The sequence below is a fragment of the Streptococcus huangxiaojuni genome (assembly GCF_040930515.1).
GTDB lineage: Bacteria > Bacillota > Bacilli > Lactobacillales > Streptococcaceae > Streptococcus > Streptococcus huangxiaojuni.
This window is the reverse complement of record NZ_JBFQEG010000014.1, coordinates 37,336-54,735: the sequence shown is the minus strand read 5'-3', so window position 1 is coordinate 54,735 and position 17,400 is coordinate 37,336. Positions and strand designations below refer to the sequence as shown.

The window sequence follows — 17,400 nt, the reverse complement described above, 5'->3', positions numbered from 1 at the left end:
GGATAGTGAAGTGGCCGAACTGCTGAGTCCTTACACCATGGAGAATTTATGGGACAGTCAGGCAGAGGCCCAAAATCTGGCCGAAGCTGATGCCTACCAGAACAGGATGATGGCTTTTGCGGATAAGCTGGATGCAGCAGCTGATAACTTAACAGCGGCGGATCAGGAAGGGGCAGCTTTGTTTTCGACTAACAACAAGTAGGCAGATAAAGGGCATTGTCACTTATTGGAACTGAACACGCCCTAAACGCTGCGGGAAAAAGATGTCCTGACTTAGAATCTGGCGATTCGTCAGTCAGTCCCCTATTTTCCTTTTGCGTTCTTAACGGGCTTTGTATCTTGTTGGAACTGAACACGCCCTAAGAGCTGTGCAAAAAAGATAAAATTTCCTATTTTTGCTGTGCTCTTTTAACGGGCTTTGTATCTTGAGGAAGGGATGTTATGGGAGTAACGGCTGATTTAGACACGCTTGTCCAAGCGGCCAAAGAGACTAAGAAAGCGCAGGAGCGTTTGGCCATTCAGGGGGCTTTGTCGGCAAAGCAAGGCGATTGGGAGAGCTAATCGTTTGATTTACAGAACCGCTTAGAGACGAAAGCTTCTGAGCTGCAGACTTTAGCGCAGGGGACGATAGCTTCTGAGCTGGCGGATTGTTTTATGGGTCAGGCAGCTGACAGTGCAGCGGCCTATCTGGCCGAATGGCCTCAGGCAGACTTTAGCAGCTTGATACGGGCTTAGAATCGCTGGCACAGCTGCAGATAGAAGAAGCCAGTCATTATCAGAACCTCTCTGATTTATTGAATCTTTTATAGAACAGCCGGTCTTTAGACTGGCTGTTTTTCATTAGGCTTTATCGGCAGTGCGGACACATTAAATAGGGTTAGTAAAAATGATATGGCACTGAGTAAAAAAATAAAAAATATCAAAAAAGAGGAAAATTTTTTAAAAGATATTGACAGCGCTTGCATTTCGATTTATAATAATTCTGTAAAAAGTTACGGTTTTTTTTGACAAAAATTTCACAAAAAGAGGTGAACTATGGACTATAAAGAATTAGCTCAGGCTATTGTAACAAATGTCGGCGGCCCTGAAAATATTAATATTTTGTCGCATTGTATGACCCGTCTGCGCTTTAACCTGAAAGATGTTTCTAAGGCCAATAAGGAGAATTTAGAAAATCTCAACGGTGTTATCGGTGTCGTTTATGCCGGCGGCCAGTATATGGTCATTTTAGGCGAGCATTTGCTTCAGACCTATGATATTCTGATGAAAGACTACGATATTAAATCCGGCGGTGTCGTTGATGAGAATCTTGATGGGGACCTTGCTCCCAAAGAGCCTTGGACCTGGCGGAATGCAGGAAATAAAATCATCGGCTTTGTCGCAAATTCCGTGACACCGATGATTCCTGGTCTGATTGCCGGCGGTATGCTCAAAGTTGCACTTTTGCTGGTTGTCACTTTTGTCAGTTCTGATTTTGAAGCGACATCAAGCTATGCTTTGCTATCAGCAATTGCCGATGCACCGTTTTATTTTATGCCTATTTTTGTTGCTTACGGTGCAGCCACAAAGCTTGGCGGCACACCTATTTACGCTATGGCAGCTGCAGCCTCTCTGCTGCACGGCAACTTTACAGAATTAGTCACGCAAGGCGATCCTATCAGCCTTTTTGGCCTAAATGTCCGCCTGCTTTCTTATGGCACATCGCTTCTTCCTGCCTTACTGATTGCTATTGTTGCTTATTATACTGAAAGATTGTTGAATAAGCTGATTCCTAATATCTTTAAGGCAATTTTTGTCGGAATGGGAACAATCTTTGTCGCCGGAAGTCTGGGCTATTTGATTTTAGGACCGCTGGGCAACATGATCGGACAAGGCATAGCGGCTGCCTTTATGTTCTTAGACAATACAGTCGGTCCGCTGGCAGTCGGTTTATTGGCAGCTGTTCTTCCTTGGCTGGTTATGGCCGGAATGCATACAGCCCTGACCCCTTTTATGCCGCAGCTTTTGGTGAAACCAGGTTACGATGCTATGCTGCGTCCCGCCTTTCTTATGCATAATATGGCTGAGGGCGGAGCAGTCATCGGTGTTATTGCTCGTACGAAAGATAAAATCAAGCGCAGTGAGTATATTTCTATTGCCATCGGCTGTATTGTTGCCGGCGTAACTGAACCAGCTATTTACGGGGTCAACCTGAAATACAAAAGGCCTATGTATGCTGTCATGGCGGGCGGTTTTGCCGGAGGTGTTGTCGCTAGTTTATTAGGTGCCAGAGCCTACGAGATGGGCTATTCTAATGTCTTAGCCCTGCCAATCTTTGCTGAAACCGCCATGGCAGCCGCTGTTGGGATTGTTGTAACGATTATTGTTGCTGCAATTGTCAGTTATATTTTAGGAGTTGAAAACGATGCAGAAAAAGAGCAGAAGCAAGTGACAGAACCTGTCCAGCAAAAGGTTGCCGATTCAGCTGTTTTAGCTGTTGCTGATGCCGAATTGCTTCCTCTTGAAAAGGTTGATGACCCTGTATTTGCTCAAAAACTTATGGGAGACGGTGTCGCTTTTAAACTGGAAAGTGATTTTATCTCTGCTCCAGCTAACGGTGAGCTGACAACTGTTTTTCCAACCGGACATGCCTTTGGTCTGACACGCCCTGATGGCGTAGAGATACTCGTACACATCGGCATTAATACAGTTGAATTAAACGGCGAAGGCTTTGATGTTCTGGCAAAGACCGGTGATAAGGTGCGTGCCGGTCAGCCGATTGTTAAAATTGACCGGGAAGCTATCGCTAAGCAAGGCTATGATGCTACAACCATGCTGATTATTACGAATTCGAAAGATAAGACTATTAAGCTCCTAGCATCCGGTAAGGTGAAACAGGGACAAATCCTGAATGAGGAGGAATAAGACTTATGACTTATGAATTGCCCAAAGGCTTTTTATGGGGCGGAGCTACAGCTGATTTTCAGTACGAAGGCGGTTTTTCTGAAGGCGGCCGCGGTCTGTCATCGCACGATTATGAAACGGACGGCTCCAAGGATAATCCCAGACATCATACGATGAAGATGCCGGACGGTCAGATTATTGCTCCCAGAAGTTCTTTCTTTTATGCCGATCCAGTTCCTCCGGAAGCACAGCCGGTCTTTCTGGAAGATGCCTACTATCCCAGCCATCAAGCAGTAGATTTTTACCACCATTACAAGGAAGACATTGCCTTGATGGCCGGGATGGGCTTCAATGTTTTTCGTTTTTCAATCTGCTGGAGCCGCATTTTCCCAACAGGTGAAGAAACGGAACCAAATGAAGATGGACTTGCCTTTTATGATCAGGTTATTGACGAGATGCTCAAATACGGCATGGAACCGCTCATCACTATTTGCCATGATGAGATGCCCATGCATTTAGCTCTGAAGTATGACGGCTGGTCCTCCCGCAAGGTTATTGACTGCTACCTCAACTATTGCCGGGTGCTTTTCGAACGCTACGGCGACCGCTGCCGTTATTGGCTGACTTTTAATGAAATCAATGCTGTCCGCGGCTTTGGTCCTTGTGGAACTCGGGAATCAAGCGGACAGGCGCATTACCAGGCTGTGCATCACATGTTTGTAGCCAGCGCCAAAGCGGTAAAATTGGGACATGAGCTCATGCCTGGCAGTCAGTTTGGTACCATGTACGCGATGAGTGAACTTTATCCAGCCAGCTGTAAACCTGAAGATGTCTTCCACCGTCTGCAGGAACGCCGAGAGAATTGGTATTTTATTGACACGATGGGCCGCGGTTATTATCACCCTTATGCTAAAGACATTTGGAAGCGGCGGGGGGTCAAGGAGATTGTAATGGAAGCTGGGGATACAGAGATTCTCTTAGAGGGTCAGCTGGATTTCATCTCTTTCAGCTATTACCGCTCGAATACGACCAAGGCAGGTGATGATTGGTTTACTGTCGGTGGTTCACCTAATCCGTATCTGGAGGAAACACCGTGGGGATGGCCGGTTGATCCGCTCGGTCTGCGCCATGTAATGAACGAGATCTATGACAGGATACAAAAGCCGATTTTTATTGTGGAAAATGGTATGGGGGCTGTTGATGAGCTGGATGAAAACGGCCTAGTTCAAGATGACTACCGCATTACTTATCTGCGTGACCATCTCCAGACAATGGCCGATGCCATTAATATTGATGGTGTTGACTGTCTGGGTTATACGATGTGGGGGCCTATTGACTTGATTTCACTGTCAACAGGAGAGATGAAGAAACGCTACGGCTTTATTTATGTGGATATGGATGATAAAGGCCGGGGCAGTCTTAAGCGGACCCCTAAAAAATCCTATTATTGGATGAAGGAAATCATTGCTTCAAATGGCGCTAAATTAGCAGAATAAAAAAGGGCGGAACAGATCGGTCAGTATCAGAAACCGATTGTCCCACTCTCTTTTATTTTTCACTGAATTGACTGAGACGGATAACTTCGATTTTGTATCCATCAGGATCAGTGATAAAGTAATACATGTTTGGCTTGCCAGGCAGACCTGACAGCTTTGTCACAGGATAGCCCGCTTCTTCATGAGCTGCATGGCTGGCTTCAAGGTCATCAACGCCGACAGCGATATGGCCGTAACCGTTTCCTAAATCATAAGCCTCATGGCCGTAGTTGTAAGTTAGCTCCAATTCATAATCAGCGTCATCCGGTAAGGCCAGATAGACCAGAGTAAATTCAGCATCAGGGAAATCATTGCGGCGCACTTCCTTAAATCCAAGAGCTTCTTGATAAAAAGCCAATGATTTTTCCAAATCTTTAACACGGATACAGGTATGTAAAAATTTCATAAAAACCTCCATTTACACAAGATACAAAGCCCGTTAAGAACGCAATGGGAAAATAGGGGATGGCAAGTGATGTCTTGCATCACGCTGACATCCATCTTTTTCCCGCAGCGTTTAGGGCGTGTTCAATTACACAAGATACAAAGCCCGTTAAGAGAGCACAGCAAAAATGACGGTAAGCCAGAAATCTATGATTTCGTAGGCGCACCCCTGCCAGAACGACTAGAAGGGTGCGGTCGGCTGTAAAGACGACAAAGCCTTCAGACGTTTACGGCTGACGGTAAGCCAGAAATCTATGATTTCGTAGGCGCACCCCTGCCAGAACGATTAGAAAGGTGCAGTCGACTGTTAAGGCGACAAAGCTTTCAGTCGTTTACGGCTGCCTAACTGTGAAATCAGTTCTATATTTGACAATGCTTTTTCCCGCAGCGTTTAGGGCGAGTTCAATTAACAAGATACAAAGCCCGTTAAAAGAGCAAAGCAAAAATAGGAGCCTGACCTCCGAGTCATCAAAGACTCAAGGGAGGGCTATCTTTTTTGCACAGCTCTTAGGGCGTGTTCAATTCAAACAAGATACAAAGCCCGTTAAGAACGCAACAGGAAAATAGGCGCACCCCTGCCAGAATGATTAGAAAGGTGCGGGCAGGCCTTTTTGCTGCTTCAGTGTTTTTTAGCGAGGCTGGTCGTTAAAAATAACTTCAGCCCGCGGTTTGCGGGAGCGTGGATGCTTAGGGTCACGCAGGCGGTATCCCAGAGAAAGCATTGAGGCAATCCCTTCTTTTTCCTGATCAATCAAGCCATACTGGGCTAAGATACTATTGACTTTCTCATAGTTAAAACCTTCAATAGGACAAGAATCAATACCAATCATTGCTGCCGCTGTCATCATATTAGCTAAAGCAATATAGGTTTGTTTAGCTGTCCAGTCAAAAAGAGCCCTTGGATTATCAGCTATCTGCATATCATTTTTCTGAAAAGACTCATAAGTAACTAAGCGTTTAGACAATGCCTCACCTTCACCGACCCCTCGCCTTACTAGGCTTTCTCTGACAGAATCAGTGTCATAGCGGGCGTTTTTCTCAGCGATGAGCAAAACAAAATGACTGGCTGTTTCTAACTGATATTCAGCTCCCCAAGAAGCATCTTTAAGCGCTTTTTTAATAGCTTCATTTTCCAGAAGAATAAAGCGCCAGGCTTCCAGACCTATTGAAGAAGGGCTGAGCCAGGCAGCATCCAAAATATAATCCAAATCTTCCTGAGGAATTTTTTGGTCATTATAAACACGGACCGCCATCCGAAAATCAAAAGCAGCACGAACCTGACGCTTGATATCCTCTTTATTACTCATAAAAAACCTCCATTCCACAAGATACAAAGCCCGTTAAGAACGCAAAAGGAAAATAGGGGACTGACTGACGAATCGTTAGATTCTAAGTCAGGCCATCTTTTTCCCGCAGCGTTTAGGGCGTGTTCAATTAACAAGATACAAAGCCCGTTAAAAGAGCAAAACAAAAATGGCGGTAAGCCAGAAATCTTCGATTTCGTCTGCGCACCCCTGCCAGAACGACTAGAAGGGAGCAGACGCTCTTTTCTCGCAACCTTTAAATATGTTCTTACCCCTATAATAGCATTTTCATAAAAAACTTGCTAGCTTTGCTGTTATTATAAAAACGGTAAAATAAACTGGACCCAAATAAAGGATAAAGGCATGACGAGTACCATAGCCGGAATCATGTCGGCAATGGGGAACATTCTCAGTCTAGCTATTCGAAAACCCGTCGCCAGCATAAGAAAACCGCCGCAGGCTTTAAAATCAGCAATCATATCAGGAGTTGTCAGAGGCATGATGAAAACTGCCAGATAGAAAAGACAGCTGAGAATGATAAACTGCGGGACAGCAATCAGTGAGACGACATAGCCTAAATTACAGGCAAAGATAGCAGCGGTAAAGAAGTCTAATATAGATTTTGAAATAAGGATAGTGGAATCGCCTGTTATTCCCGCATCCAAACTGCCATAAATACCTGTGCCGCTGGCACAAAAAAGCACAATAATTGTTAGCAGGCTGGCGAGGTAGTCTTCCTGTGAAAGGGCTGAATGGCCATTTGGAACTAATTTTGCCATACTGCGCTGCATCAGTGCACCGCCTTTGTTAATCCAGTCACCAAGGTGGAGAGCAAGTCCAATCCCTGTTCCGATAACAAGGGCAAAAATGACTGCAGGCATATATTTCATCAGTCCGATAGATGAGATGCCCATTCCCATTGAACAGACGCCGAAAATCATGTTGATTTGTGTTTTAAAATTCTCAGAAAATTTATTTCCAATGAGACCACCCAGCAGTCCTCCCAAAACAACAGATAAAGAATTGGTTATAACACCGGTAGGCATACCGTTTCCTCCTTGATATATTTATCATTATTTTATCACGAAATCTTTAAAAACAATACGAAATAAGCATAGGCTTTCCTCCAAAATTTGATTTGCAAAACGAAGGATTCATTAAAATAGTGATTAAATACAGAAAAATAAAAAAAGTCTTGACAACGCTTTCACGTTGGTGTAGTATAAGAGTATAACTAAATAAGGATTGTAACTCTTCGTTGAGGCATTACCGTAAAACATTTCAGTAAAGGGGTGTGGTGTGTCTTCGGAGAGTTTTTTTGCAGTCTGGGAGAAAAGTCCCGCAGTTAAAAAGAGGTTAAAGGTAGACAGAAGATGAAGGTTATTAAAAAGATTAATAACAATGTTGCTGCATGTGTAGATGATAATGGCAAAGATTTAATTGCTTTTGGGCGCGGAATCGGCTTTCCCAAAACACCATATCAGTTAAATGATTTATCAAAGATTGATATGACATTTTATAAGCTGGATTCACATTTCCAAATGCTCTTGGATGATATTCCTGAAGACCTGATGCTGCTCAGTGTGGAAATTGTTCAAAAGGCTCAGAAGAAACTAGCTGGCAGGCTCAGTCAGACTCTGGTTTTCAGTCTGGCCGATCATATTCAGTTTGCAGTTAAGCGCCTGAAGGAGTTCAAGGAAATGAAAATTCTTTTTTCACAAGATATTGCTCAGCTTTATCCTAAAGAAACCAAGCTGGCAGAAGAAGCCTTAAGTATTATTAATGCTTCGCTGGATGTTACCCTCCCTCACAGTGAAGTTACTAATATTGCTATGCACTTTATCAACAGCCGGACAGATTTCACGATTGATGAGGAAGAGCAGGCTATTGAGGAGCGTATTGAAATCATAACTCAACTTATTGAAAAGCAGCTGAACATTGTGATTGACCGAGATGAATTTAATTACCAGCGTTTTCAGGCCCATGTCCGTTATTATTTGAAGCGCCTGAGTTCAGGCGAAACTTTTATTGACGGTAATAAAGCCATTTTACAGCATTTACGTGCAGCACAGCCTGCTGTCTACCAAGCCGCTGCAGCCATCATGGACTATATCCGGCAGACTCAGGATATGGTTCAATCTGATGACGAGTTACTTTATCTTATGGTACATCTCAATAGGTTAAACGAGAAAAGCGGCAGGAGAGCGGTCTCCAATCATGATTAAATCATCTGTTTTCTACCGTATTTTCCTTGACTGATTACCTGAGAGTAAAAACATTACTAGAAATGGAGAAGAAAATGACTGATAATAATAAATTAATGGCTGAAAAAATTCTTGCAGCTGTCGGCGGCAAGGAAAATATCAGCAGTGCAACCCATTGTATGACACGTTTGCGTTTGAATTTAAAAGATACATCAATTCCCAAAAAAGACGATTTAATGGCGGTTCAAGGTATTATTGCAGTTGTTGAGTCCGGCGGGCAGTACCAGATTGTTATTGGACAAAATGTTGCTATAGTTTATCCAGAGTTTACCCGGCTGGCAGGCTTGACAGCTGAAAAGCCGATTGATGAAAATTTAGACCAGCCGAAGGAAAAACTAACCTTAAAAGGAATAGGCTCCCGTATAATGAATTATCTGTCTGGTTCAATGACGCCGCTAATTCCTGCCTTAATCGGGGCAGCCATGTTTAAGACGATTCAGGTCGTTATCGGGCCAGATTTGCTTCGCTTGGTTTCTGCCGAAGATGATACTTATCTATTGTGCGGTTTTGTCTACAGTGCTTTCTTTTATTTTCTGCCTATTTTCTTAGGCTTTACAGCAGCAAGAAAACTGGGGGCCAGTCAGTTGCTGGGCGCCATGCTGGGGGCTCTCCTTTTAGTTCCCGATTTTACAGCATTAAATGGACAGACTTTTCATATTTATGGCTTTTTGTCTACCAAAGTTTATGATTATTCACAGTCCATTCTGCCCATTATTTTGACCGTATGGGTGATGACTTATATTGAACGGTTTTTCAAAAGAATCGTACCGGATGTTTTATCCACTATCTTCGTTCCTTTTTTAACGCTCTTAATCACGGTTCCGATTGAATTAATCGCTTTAGCACCGCTGGGAAATGTCCTTGGTGATTTTATCGGCCGAGGGCTGATTGGTTTTGGAGATTTTGGCGGCTTTATTGCGATAGCGCTTGTCGCAGCACTGTGGGAATTCTTGGTCATGACCGGCATGCATCAGGTTTTAATCCTTTTTGCTATTGCAGGTATTGCACAAAATGGCTATGATAACTTTGTTACAGTGGCTGGCTTTGCTGCAACATGGGCAGCTTTTGGCATGGCTTTTGGTGCCTTTATCAAAATTCGCAATAAGGAACAAAAGGCAACGGCCTTTGGAGCTTTTGTATCAGGTATATTAGGCGGGGTGACTGAACCTGCTCTGTATGGTATCGGTATGCGCTATAAACGCCCATTTATTGCTTTAGCTATAGGTGGTGGGCTTGGCGGCCTTTATGCCGGTCTGACCGGTGTTGCCAACTATTTGATGGGGGCGACTAATTTTCTGGCTGTCCTCGGATTTGTTGGCGGCGGTACAACGAATATCATCAATGGCTGTATCGGATCTTTCATCGCCTTCTCTGCTACAGCCCTGTTAACTTACTTTATCGGTTTTGAAAAAGAGAGCCAAGCTTTGAAAGAAGGGAAATAATGAAAAAAATTCTTTTACGTGCAGATGACCTCGGTTATTCTGAGGCGGTTAATTACGGGATTGAAAAAACCATCAAAGCTGGTCTTATCCGCAGTCTGGGAGTTATGGTTAACATGCCGGCTACCCAGCACGGTGTTGATTTAATCAAAGACTGTGATCTGGCTCTTGGCGTACATACTAACATTTGTGCTGGTAAGCCTTTAACGAATCCTGCGCTTATTCCAAGTCTGGTTGATGAGAATGGTGAGTTTAAATCATCGAAAGTATACCGTTCTGCTAAGGAAGACTTTGTTGTCTTTGAGGAAGTGGTCTTGGAAATTGAAGCACAGTACCATCGTTTTGTAGAACTTTTCGGCCGGCAGCCGGACTATTTTGAAGGGCATGCGGTAGCTTCAGAAAATTTCTTTAAGGGATTGGAGCATGTGGCAGATAAATACCATTTGAAATATTCCGGTTTTTCTATGGGAGGAGCTCCCCTTAGGATAGGCCAGTCACAGGTCCAGTTCAATATGGAATCGATGGCGCCAGATTACAATCCTTTTGATATGTTAAAACGCATGGTGGCAAAGGCAGATGAGGAAGTGGTCCAGCTGGCTGTTTTTCACCCCGGTTATCTTGATGATGAGATTCTAACGCACTCCAGCCTAACCATCCCTCGAACACAAGAAGTTGCTGTGCTAACAAGCCCTGATGTCAAACAATGGCTTAGCAGGCAAGACGTTGAACTGATTGATTACCGAGATTTATAAAAAGTATCAACAATATTTTAAAAGTGATAATCTGTCTTATTTCTGAAAAAATGGGTGTAGGGCTTGCATATCACTTGACTTAAACAGAAAAAGGCAGGGAACTCCCTGCCTTTATTGTTACACCTCGTTTTGTCTCAGCTTTTAAACCATTTTTACAGCTGTTTAATCAAGAGCACCCCAGCTTTCATGCTTACCCTTCAAAGTAAAGCAATTCTTTTGGTGTTTGTGTAAAGACTTCAAAGCCAGATTTTGTGACATGGCCGCAATCTTCAATACGGACACCAACTTTTCCAGGAATGTAGATACCAGGTTCAACCGAGAAGCACATGCCCTCCTCCAGTATTAAATCATTTCCTTCCATAATGGAAGGAAACTCGTGCACTGCCATACCAAGGCCATGTCCGAGACGGTGGTTGAAGTAGTCACCGTAGCCTGCTTTTTCAATAACGTTTCGAGCTGCAGCATCTACTTCAGCAGCAGTGACACCAGGCTTGATAAACTCTTGGGCAGTTAGTTGTGCTTCTAAACAAAGTTTATAGATACCTTTTTTGAAATCATCGGGATTGCCGACAGCCACTGTGCGCGTCATGTCACTGGTATAGCCCAGTGTTTCGACCCCCAAATCAAAAAGTAAAAGCGCATCGTTCTCAATTTTATTTCTACCAGGGATACCATGTGGGTTGGCAGCATTGTTTCCGGTCAAAACCATTGTGTCAAAACTCATCTTACTGATGCCCTGTTTTTTCATTTCAAATTCAATTGCCGCAACGATATCTGTTTCTGTAGCCTCCAGTGAAATGTGCTCAAAGCCTATTTGAACCGCTTTGTCCGCAAACTGACCGGCTGTCATCATTTTTTCAATCTCATCTTGTGATTTGATGAGACGCATCTTCTGAATCTGAGGTGTCAGGTTTTGAAAATGTCCCTCAAAGACCGTTTGCAGGCCTTGGAATTTTGTCACATTAAGATGATCAAATTCGGCCAGAACAATTTGTCCAGCTGTTGAGGGCAAAACATTTTTCAGTATCTGCCAAGGATTTTCAGAATCATCATACCCGATAACTGTAACATCTAAAATCTGACTGGCGCGTACGGTTTCAAGGGCTGGCAGGAAAAGAACCGGCTGCCGGTCACTGTATACAAAGAGAAACATTTGCCGTTCGTGCGGGTCGCAGTAAAAACCCGTTAAATAATTAACGGTTACAGGATCAGACAAGACGGCAATATCAGCCTTTTTGTCATTGAGATAAGAACGGATTTGATCTAATTTTGTCATTAAAGTAACCTTCTTCTGATAGGATAAACGGAGAAGATAAGCTGCTGCAAAGAGTTATCTTTTTATCTATTTTTTCAAAAAAGAAAGGAAAAATCAAGTGTATTTAAAATGCTTTTTTGAAAACTAAGCGCTAAGTAATCTGTAAAAATTTGTTTGAATTCTTTTGTTCTGAACAAATTATGAAGTTGATAGAATATAATAAAATTAACTAATTACCTATTTATTACCCCTTTTACAGCTTGGTATGAATATGTTTATGAAAATTCATTTGCATCTCCCAAAATTGCAGGTGCATTAGCGTTGGCTGCAGATAAATGCAATGAGTTTACCATTAACTATAATAGTGAAGAAAATAGGTTTAATGAGAGAGGAGCCGTCACTTTGAGAAATCAAAAATGATTACTCAATACTGGATTAGACAAGGGGAATTTTGATAAGTCTAGGTTTAATACTTTTGATTCTTGCCCTATACATAAAAGGAAAATAAATAATAAAGTATATAGTGATAGATAATGATACAATAGACTTAATAATAAAATTGGAGTGAAAAAGTGTATAAAATCTTAATAGTCGACGATGATAAAGAAATATTGAAAATGATGCGTATTGCACTTGAAATGAAAAATTATATGGTAACAACATATTCTTCAGTTTCACTTCCGCTAAATACTAATGATTTTCGAGGGTATGATTTGATTTTGCTTGATATTATGATGTCAAATATTGAAGGAACCGAAATCTGTCAAAGAATACGTAACGAAATTTCAACTCCCATCATCTTCGTTAGTGCAAAAGATACGGAGGAAGATATCGTAAATGGTCTTGGAATCGGGGGAGATGACTACATCACTAAGCCGTTTAGTTTAAAACAATTAACTGCAAAAGTTGAGGCAAATATAAAGCGCGAAGAGCGCAATAAACAGGCTGTTAATGACTTTTCTAATATTCGTCGAGACATTGGAGCTGTGACATTTTATTTAGAAGAGAGAAGTATATATGTAAATGGGCAGACAGTTCCACTTACAAGCCGAGAATATAATATTCTAGAATTATTATCACGCAGGACTTCAAAAGTTTATACTCGGGAGGAAATTTACAATGAAGTTTATGATGAATATGCCGATGCACTTTTTCGTTCAATATCGGAATATATTTACCAAATAAGAAATAAGTTTTCTACTTATAAAATAAATCCAATAAAAACTGTAAGGGGACAAGGGTACAAATGGAATGATTAAAAATTATTCTATTAGACAAAGAGTTTGGTTTTTTGTAATTGAGATAGTCATTGCTACCGTTTTAATGATACTATTAGTTATTGGTTTGACCATATTTTTGAAGCAAGCAGGACAAATTAGTGGTACGGGGACAATTCATATGTCTTTAGATTCAGATGATATCACTATTTCGGATATAAAAAAAGAAATGAAAAAGTACGCTTATGATTATGTAGTGTTTGATAATAAAACTAATAAAATTGTTTATGGAAATTATATGCCCTCTGATGTAGGAGATTATGAGACAGTTAAGCAATATTCTCAGGATATGACATTTGGAAGTGTTGTTTACACGTACTCAAGTAATACAAATTGGAGTCTCACTATAAGGCAAAATAGTATACCTGAATTTACAAACCATAGTCTTCGTTCGATTTCTTACAATAGTTTTACATATGTTTTCTTTTTTGTTGGTGAAATTTGTGCTGCTATTTTTCTTGTTTATAGATTGGTTAAGGAATTTTCTAAAAGCTTTCAGAATATACAAGAAATTTCACTAAACATGGGGAAAATCACAGTGGCACCTGCATACAGCAAATCTAGAATATTAGAGTTTGAAGAAATTTTAACTCATTTATATGAAAAGAGTGGAGAATTAGCAAAACTTATTAAGGCAGAGCGACAAGAAAAAAAAGATTTGTCCTTTCAGGTTGCAGCTCTTTCTCATGATGTTAAGACCCCAATAACTGTTCTAAAAGGAAATATTGAACTTCTTGAGATGACTGATTTAACTGAACAACAGACAGATTTTATCAACTCAATGAAAAATGGTTTATCGGTTTTTGAAAAGTATTTCAATTTAATGATTAGCTATACCCAGCTTATTAATGATGACAGTGATTACAAATCAGAAGTCAATCTTAGCGATTTTTTAAATGATTTGTCAGTAGTATTGGAGGAATTAGCGAACACCTATCAAATTGCCTATCAATTAAGGGTTTTAACGAGTGTATTATACTTTCATGGTAGTGCAGTAGCTTTAAGCAGAGCGATTACAAATATTTTTGTGAACGCATGTCAGTATGCCGAAAGTAATGCCGGTGAAGTAATCTTAACAGTAAAGAATGACAATAAAAATATATACTTTGAAATATGGAATAACGGAAAGCCATTTTCAGAATATGCAAAGAAAAATGCGACAAAACTTTTTTATACAGAGGATACTGGAAGAAGTGGGAAGCATTATGGGATTGGTTTGTCATTTGCTCAAGGAGTTGCAAGAAAACATAAAGGGGATTTAATCGTCTCAAACCCTCAAAGTGGAGGTGCAATTGTTAGCTTAAAAATTCTAATATAAGAGTATAATAGAGAAACATGAAGTATATAAAAAGTAGCCTTTCCAATTAGGATACGGCTACTTTTTCTTTTTACTTAATAATGCATAAAGAATGATGGTACATAAGATTATCCAAAAAACTGTAATTATTACATAAGTGATATTACCTGTTAAAATTAAATTGATAGGTAAAGCAACAGGACACCAATAACTCCCAATTAAAGCTTTATTACTTGCAAAAATTATAAATAAAATTTCAATTATTGAAAGTAGTATATTTTCCCCTTTACCAATAATAAAATTCATCATTCCATGTATATGATTTTGGAAAATTGAAAGTAACCAGCTTGCTGATGCAATCACTAAACTTGTATATATGTCATTTTGGATCAATCCAGTAGCTAGCCATATAAAAGCAGTGGGAAAAAATAACAAACAGTCTATTACAAAAAATTTCACTAGTAAGATATTTTTCCCTTTTTTATTTGCTTTTATTTCTTGAAAGTTATTAGCTGACATTTCCTGTTCAAAAGACATAATAGTTAAAATAACTATTAGTATAGGATAAATTAGCATAGTAACTATAGATAAATTTGTCATTGAAATCTCTACATTTATATAGTGTAAGTATATAGGGATTGTACAAATTTCAAGAATAGTAAAAATAAATATCAAATAGAGAGCTATACTATTTTTCAACTTAAGGAGTTCACTTTTAAACATTTCTTACTCCTTTAAACTTTTTAGGCCAAATGTAAACAGGATTAATGAAAGTATAACTGGTAGTGCGATTCCAATAATAATATTATTACTAGTGCTCACCATCATATCCCCAGAAGGTTTGATTTGTAGTAAAGTCTCTGCCACCCTGTAATGATAAGAGTAAGGGAAAATAAACCAAAAGCTTGTCTTTGCAAAAATGGGAGCAACTAATAAACAAAGTAAAGTATTTGTTGCTAAAAGTACGTATGAATTAATCCATTTAGACAAAATATAAAGTAAAGGAATGTCCCAGATAATCGATGTAAGAATAAAAAATAAAGCTATACTTATTTTTAAAAAATCAATATCGATAACACCTTGATATATTTTAGAAACTATATACATTAATATTAAAAGAATAAGACTTGAAAATATTAATCTAACAAAGAGTAAAACTATTTTCACTACTCTAATATTCCAACTAAGTAAACTGATGTTTATATTTTGGAAATTTCCCGCTCTTTCTTCTGCATTAAAATCGTAAAGAAAGAGCAAACTAATTAATAGAAATAGGAATCCCGCCTCCCACCAGTAAATGGAAAATGAAGAAAAAATTTGGACGCCGCCTATTAAAAAAGCTATAAATATTGTTATTAATGGAATTAATAAAACTAATCTCATTGTTCCAGAATGCTTCAGTTTTATTGCTTCAGAAGAAAAAATCTTTTTCATTTTATAATCCTCCGTGCACTACGTTAAAGAATACTTTCTCAAGGTCATCATTTTCAATATTTTCATGATTGTAACAAATGGTACCTTGATTTAATATAACTATTTGATCAGAAACCCTACTAATTTCGTGGAGTTGATGACTGGATATTAGTATTGTAACTCCCTTAGTCTTTAATGATTGAACTAAGTTTAGTAATTCAGTTATTCCATCAGGATCTAAACCGTTAGTAGGTTCGTCCAGAATTAAAAATTTTGGATTTGTCAAAATTGCCATGGCGACACCAAGTCTTTGTTTCATACCAAGAGAAAATTTACCTACTCTTTTCTTTCCAACATTTTCAAGACCAACTAACTCTAATGTTTTAACTATTTGATTATCGGGGATATCAAATAAAAGTGCTTTTGTTTTTAGATTATCAAAGGCTGATAGATTTCTGTAAATTGCTGGTGATTCAATCAAAGCGCCAGTATATTCTTTAACACTTTTATCTCCATTAAAAAGAATTGTACCACTGTCTGCTGGAATTAAACCAAAAAGAATTTTCATTAAAGTTGATTTACCTGCTCCATTAACGCCTAATAAGCCACATACAGTGCCAGGTTTAATTCCAAAGCTTACATTTTTAAGAATTTGTTTCCCTTTAAATGTTTTTGAGATATTTTTTATTTCTATTTGCATTTTACTCACCTCTTTTTATTTTTCTAAAATTAATTATAGATGCTAAACTTCAGTATTAGTTCATTATGGTGTTATCCGGAGTTTAATACGACACTTATGGAAAACATTAAAAAGAGAGCTTGTCAATGATGCAAATTTCGCAACCATTGACCAAGCTCAGCTTAAAATCTTTAAATATATTGAAGCCTATTACAATCCGAAACGTCTCCATTCTGCCTTAGTATATCAGTCACCAATAGAGTTTGAAAAAAATAATGACTAATTAATTATCTTAACTTTGTGTCTATTTTTCTTGATAGATCCAAATCTTTTATTATTTCATTGTCCACTGGACAGGGAGCACTTCAACCATTTTTAAAGCTTTATCTAAATATTTGAAATCATGACCTGAAAAAAATTCTTTTACATGCAGATGACCTCGGTTATTCTGAGGCGGTTAATTACGGGATTGAAAAAGCCATCAAAGATGGTCTTATCCGCTAAAAGAAACAAATTTTTGCTGTAGCTCATCTTCTGGTTCTTTATAACCAATTGCCTAATTGATTCACAGTTGGTAAACTATTTTCTAGAATGTCGAGCATTTTGTTAGTTTTTATATTAATGTAACAATAAAACAATCAAAGTGTAACATAATATCGATAAATTTGTTTTAAAATGGAATTACACAAATTGAGTACTTACTTTTTCAATTTGTTAAAAAATTTATAGGAGGATTTTACAATGATTGTAACACGTGAAGAAGCTCGTGAAATGCACGTACGCTGCTGATTTAATTGAGTAAAGAGGCTGGAAGGTAAACTCTATTTCAGAATTACTTACCAGCCTCTTTTATAGTTC

At 39.3% G+C, this 17,400-nt stretch carries 15 protein-coding genes and 2 pseudogenes; 10 read left to right on the top strand and 7 right to left on the bottom strand.

Going from position 1 to position 17,400, the window contains the following annotated elements:
* The 3 genes and pseudogenes from AB3329_RS08295 to AB3329_RS08285 all read left to right on the top strand — a co-directional run.
* Nucleotides 1-202 (top strand): annotated as a pseudogene (locus AB3329_RS08295) (hypothetical protein); the annotation flags it as partial.
* Nucleotides 203-1,035: 833 nt separating this feature from the next.
* Nucleotides 1,036-2,904 carry a glucose PTS transporter subunit IIA gene (locus AB3329_RS08290; RefSeq protein WP_368395448.1) on the top strand — a complete coding sequence of 623 codons (1,869 nt, stop codon included), beginning with the start codon at nucleotides 1,036-1,038 and terminating at the stop codon, nucleotides 2,902-2,904.
* A gap of 5 nt (nucleotides 2,905-2,909) precedes the next feature.
* The gene (locus AB3329_RS08285) at nucleotides 2,910-4,379 is read left to right on the top strand and encodes a glycoside hydrolase family 1 protein (RefSeq protein WP_368395447.1); all 1,470 of its coding nucleotides are present in this window, start codon (nucleotides 2,910-2,912) and stop codon (nucleotides 4,377-4,379) included.
* A gap of 52 nt (nucleotides 4,380-4,431) precedes the next feature.
* Here AB3329_RS08285 and gloA read toward each other — a convergent pair whose 3' ends face one another.
* The 3 genes from gloA to AB3329_RS08270 all read right to left on the bottom strand — a co-directional run bounded on the left by gloA (nucleotide 4,432) and on the right by AB3329_RS08270 (nucleotide 7,212).
* Nucleotides 4,432-4,824: a lactoylglutathione lyase gene (gloA, locus tag AB3329_RS08280; protein ID WP_368395446.1), complete on the bottom strand. Its 393-nt coding sequence runs from the start codon at nucleotides 4,822-4,824 to the stop codon at nucleotides 4,432-4,434.
* A gap of 667 nt (nucleotides 4,825-5,491) precedes the next feature.
* Nucleotides 5,492-6,169, bottom strand: a complete 678-nt coding sequence (locus AB3329_RS08275; protein ID WP_067060686.1) for an NAD(P)H-dependent oxidoreductase — start codon at nucleotides 6,167-6,169, stop codon at nucleotides 5,492-5,494.
* A 314-nt stretch (nucleotides 6,170-6,483) separates the two neighbouring features.
* A complete protein-coding gene (locus AB3329_RS08270) occupies nucleotides 6,484-7,212 on the bottom strand; it encodes a DUF554 domain-containing protein (protein ID WP_368395445.1) in 729 nt (242 codons plus the stop codon).
* A gap of 327 nt (nucleotides 7,213-7,539) precedes the next feature.
* Here AB3329_RS08270 and AB3329_RS08265 point away from each other — a divergent pair, with 327 nt between their 5' ends.
* The 3 genes from AB3329_RS08265 (at nucleotide 7,540) to AB3329_RS08255 (ending at nucleotide 10,621) form a co-directional block, all read left to right on the top strand.
* Nucleotides 7,540-8,391: a PRD domain-containing protein gene (locus AB3329_RS08265; RefSeq protein ID WP_368395444.1), complete on the top strand. Its 852-nt coding sequence runs from the start codon at nucleotides 7,540-7,542 to the stop codon at nucleotides 8,389-8,391.
* A gap of 74 nt (nucleotides 8,392-8,465) precedes the next feature.
* Nucleotides 8,466-9,872, top strand: coding sequence for a PTS transporter subunit EIIC (locus tag AB3329_RS08260; protein WP_368395442.1), 1,407 nt, complete (start codon nucleotides 8,466-8,468; stop codon nucleotides 9,870-9,872).
* Nucleotides 9,872-10,621 (top strand): ChbG/HpnK family deacetylase, encoded by a 750-nt coding sequence (locus AB3329_RS08255; RefSeq protein ID WP_368395441.1) that lies wholly within the window; start codon nucleotides 9,872-9,874, stop codon nucleotides 10,619-10,621. Before AB3329_RS08260 ends, AB3329_RS08255 begins: the two co-directional genes overlap by 1 nt.
* A 190-nt stretch (nucleotides 10,622-10,811) precedes the next feature.
* Here AB3329_RS08255 and AB3329_RS08250 read toward each other — a convergent pair whose 3' ends face one another.
* A complete protein-coding gene (locus tag AB3329_RS08250; RefSeq protein WP_368395440.1) occupies nucleotides 10,812-11,897 on the bottom strand; it encodes a M24 family metallopeptidase in 1,086 nt (361 codons plus the stop codon).
* A gap of 551 nt (nucleotides 11,898-12,448) precedes the next feature.
* Between AB3329_RS08250 and AB3329_RS08245 the strand changes: the two genes are divergently transcribed.
* Nucleotides 12,449-13,135: a response regulator transcription factor gene (locus AB3329_RS08245; protein ID WP_368395439.1), complete on the top strand. Its 687-nt coding sequence runs from the start codon at nucleotides 12,449-12,451 to the stop codon at nucleotides 13,133-13,135.
* Entirely contained in the window at nucleotides 13,128-14,471 is a 1,344-nt protein-coding gene (locus AB3329_RS08240; RefSeq protein WP_368395438.1) for a sensor histidine kinase, read from the top strand. The genes AB3329_RS08245 and AB3329_RS08240 overlap by 8 nt, the downstream gene beginning before the upstream one ends.
* A 57-nt stretch (nucleotides 14,472-14,528) precedes the next feature.
* On the opposite strand, the gene AB3329_RS08235 is transcribed toward AB3329_RS08240, so the two are convergent.
* From AB3329_RS08235 to AB3329_RS08225, 3 genes are read right to left on the bottom strand one after another with little or no spacing between them, the layout of a single operon-like run.
* Nucleotides 14,529-15,173, bottom strand: a complete 645-nt coding sequence (locus AB3329_RS08235) for an ABC-2 family transporter permease (RefSeq protein ID WP_368395437.1) — start codon at nucleotides 15,171-15,173, stop codon at nucleotides 14,529-14,531.
* Between the two features lie 3 nt (nucleotides 15,174-15,176).
* Nucleotides 15,177-15,884, bottom strand: a complete 708-nt coding sequence (locus tag AB3329_RS08230) for a lantibiotic immunity ABC transporter MutE/EpiE family permease subunit (RefSeq protein ID WP_368395436.1) — start codon at nucleotides 15,882-15,884, stop codon at nucleotides 15,177-15,179.
* 1 nt (nucleotide 15,885) lies between these two features.
* The gene (locus AB3329_RS08225) at nucleotides 15,886-16,563 is read right to left on the bottom strand and encodes an ABC transporter ATP-binding protein (protein WP_368395435.1); all 678 of its coding nucleotides are present in this window, start codon (nucleotides 16,561-16,563) and stop codon (nucleotides 15,886-15,888) included.
* Nucleotides 16,564-16,636: 73 nt separating this feature from the next.
* On the opposite strand from AB3329_RS08225, the gene AB3329_RS08220 reads away from it, so the two are divergent.
* Both AB3329_RS08220 and AB3329_RS08215 read left to right on the top strand, forming a co-directional pair.
* Nucleotides 16,637-16,825, top strand: coding sequence for an IS3 family transposase (locus AB3329_RS08220; protein ID WP_368395451.1), 189 nt, complete (start codon nucleotides 16,637-16,639; stop codon nucleotides 16,823-16,825).
* 125 nt (nucleotides 16,826-16,950) lie between these two features.
* Nucleotides 16,951-17,040, top strand: a pseudogene (locus AB3329_RS08215) (ChbG/HpnK family deacetylase); the annotation flags it as partial.
* Nucleotides 17,041-17,400: the final 360 nt, after the last annotated feature.

Excerpts from the sequence above, each read along its gene's own strand:
- AB3329_RS08290 (WP_368395448.1), top strand. The coding sequence starts at position 1,036 with ATGGACTATAAAGAATTAGCTCAGGCTATTGTAACAAATGTCGGCGGC.
- AB3329_RS08285 (WP_368395447.1), top strand. The coding sequence starts at position 2,910 with ATGACTTATGAATTGCCCAAAGGCTTTTTATGGGGCGGAGCTACAGCT.
- gloA (WP_368395446.1), bottom strand. The coding sequence starts at position 4,824 with ATGAAATTTTTACATACCTGTATCCGTGTTAAAGATTTGGAAAAATCA.
- AB3329_RS08275 (WP_067060686.1), bottom strand. The coding sequence starts at position 6,169 with ATGAGTAATAAAGAGGATATCAAGCGTCAGGTTCGTGCTGCTTTTGAT.
- AB3329_RS08270 (WP_368395445.1), bottom strand. The coding sequence starts at position 7,212 with ATGCCTACCGGTGTTATAACCAATTCTTTATCTGTTGTTTTGGGAGGA.
- AB3329_RS08265 (WP_368395444.1), top strand. The coding sequence starts at position 7,540 with ATGAAGGTTATTAAAAAGATTAATAACAATGTTGCTGCATGTGTAGAT.
- AB3329_RS08260 (WP_368395442.1), top strand. The coding sequence starts at position 8,466 with ATGACTGATAATAATAAATTAATGGCTGAAAAAATTCTTGCAGCTGTC.
- AB3329_RS08255 (WP_368395441.1), top strand. The coding sequence starts at position 9,872 with ATGAAAAAAATTCTTTTACGTGCAGATGACCTCGGTTATTCTGAGGCG.
- AB3329_RS08250 (WP_368395440.1), bottom strand. The coding sequence starts at position 11,897 with ATGACAAAATTAGATCAAATCCGTTCTTATCTCAATGACAAAAAGGCT.
- AB3329_RS08240 (WP_368395438.1), top strand. The coding sequence starts at position 13,128 with ATGATTAAAAATTATTCTATTAGACAAAGAGTTTGGTTTTTTGTAATT.
- AB3329_RS08235 (WP_368395437.1), bottom strand. The coding sequence starts at position 15,173 with ATGTTTAAAAGTGAACTCCTTAAGTTGAAAAATAGTATAGCTCTCTAT.
- AB3329_RS08230 (WP_368395436.1), bottom strand. The coding sequence starts at position 15,884 with ATGAAAAAGATTTTTTCTTCTGAAGCAATAAAACTGAAGCATTCTGGA.
- AB3329_RS08225 (WP_368395435.1), bottom strand. The coding sequence starts at position 16,563 with ATGCAAATAGAAATAAAAAATATCTCAAAAACATTTAAAGGGAAACAA.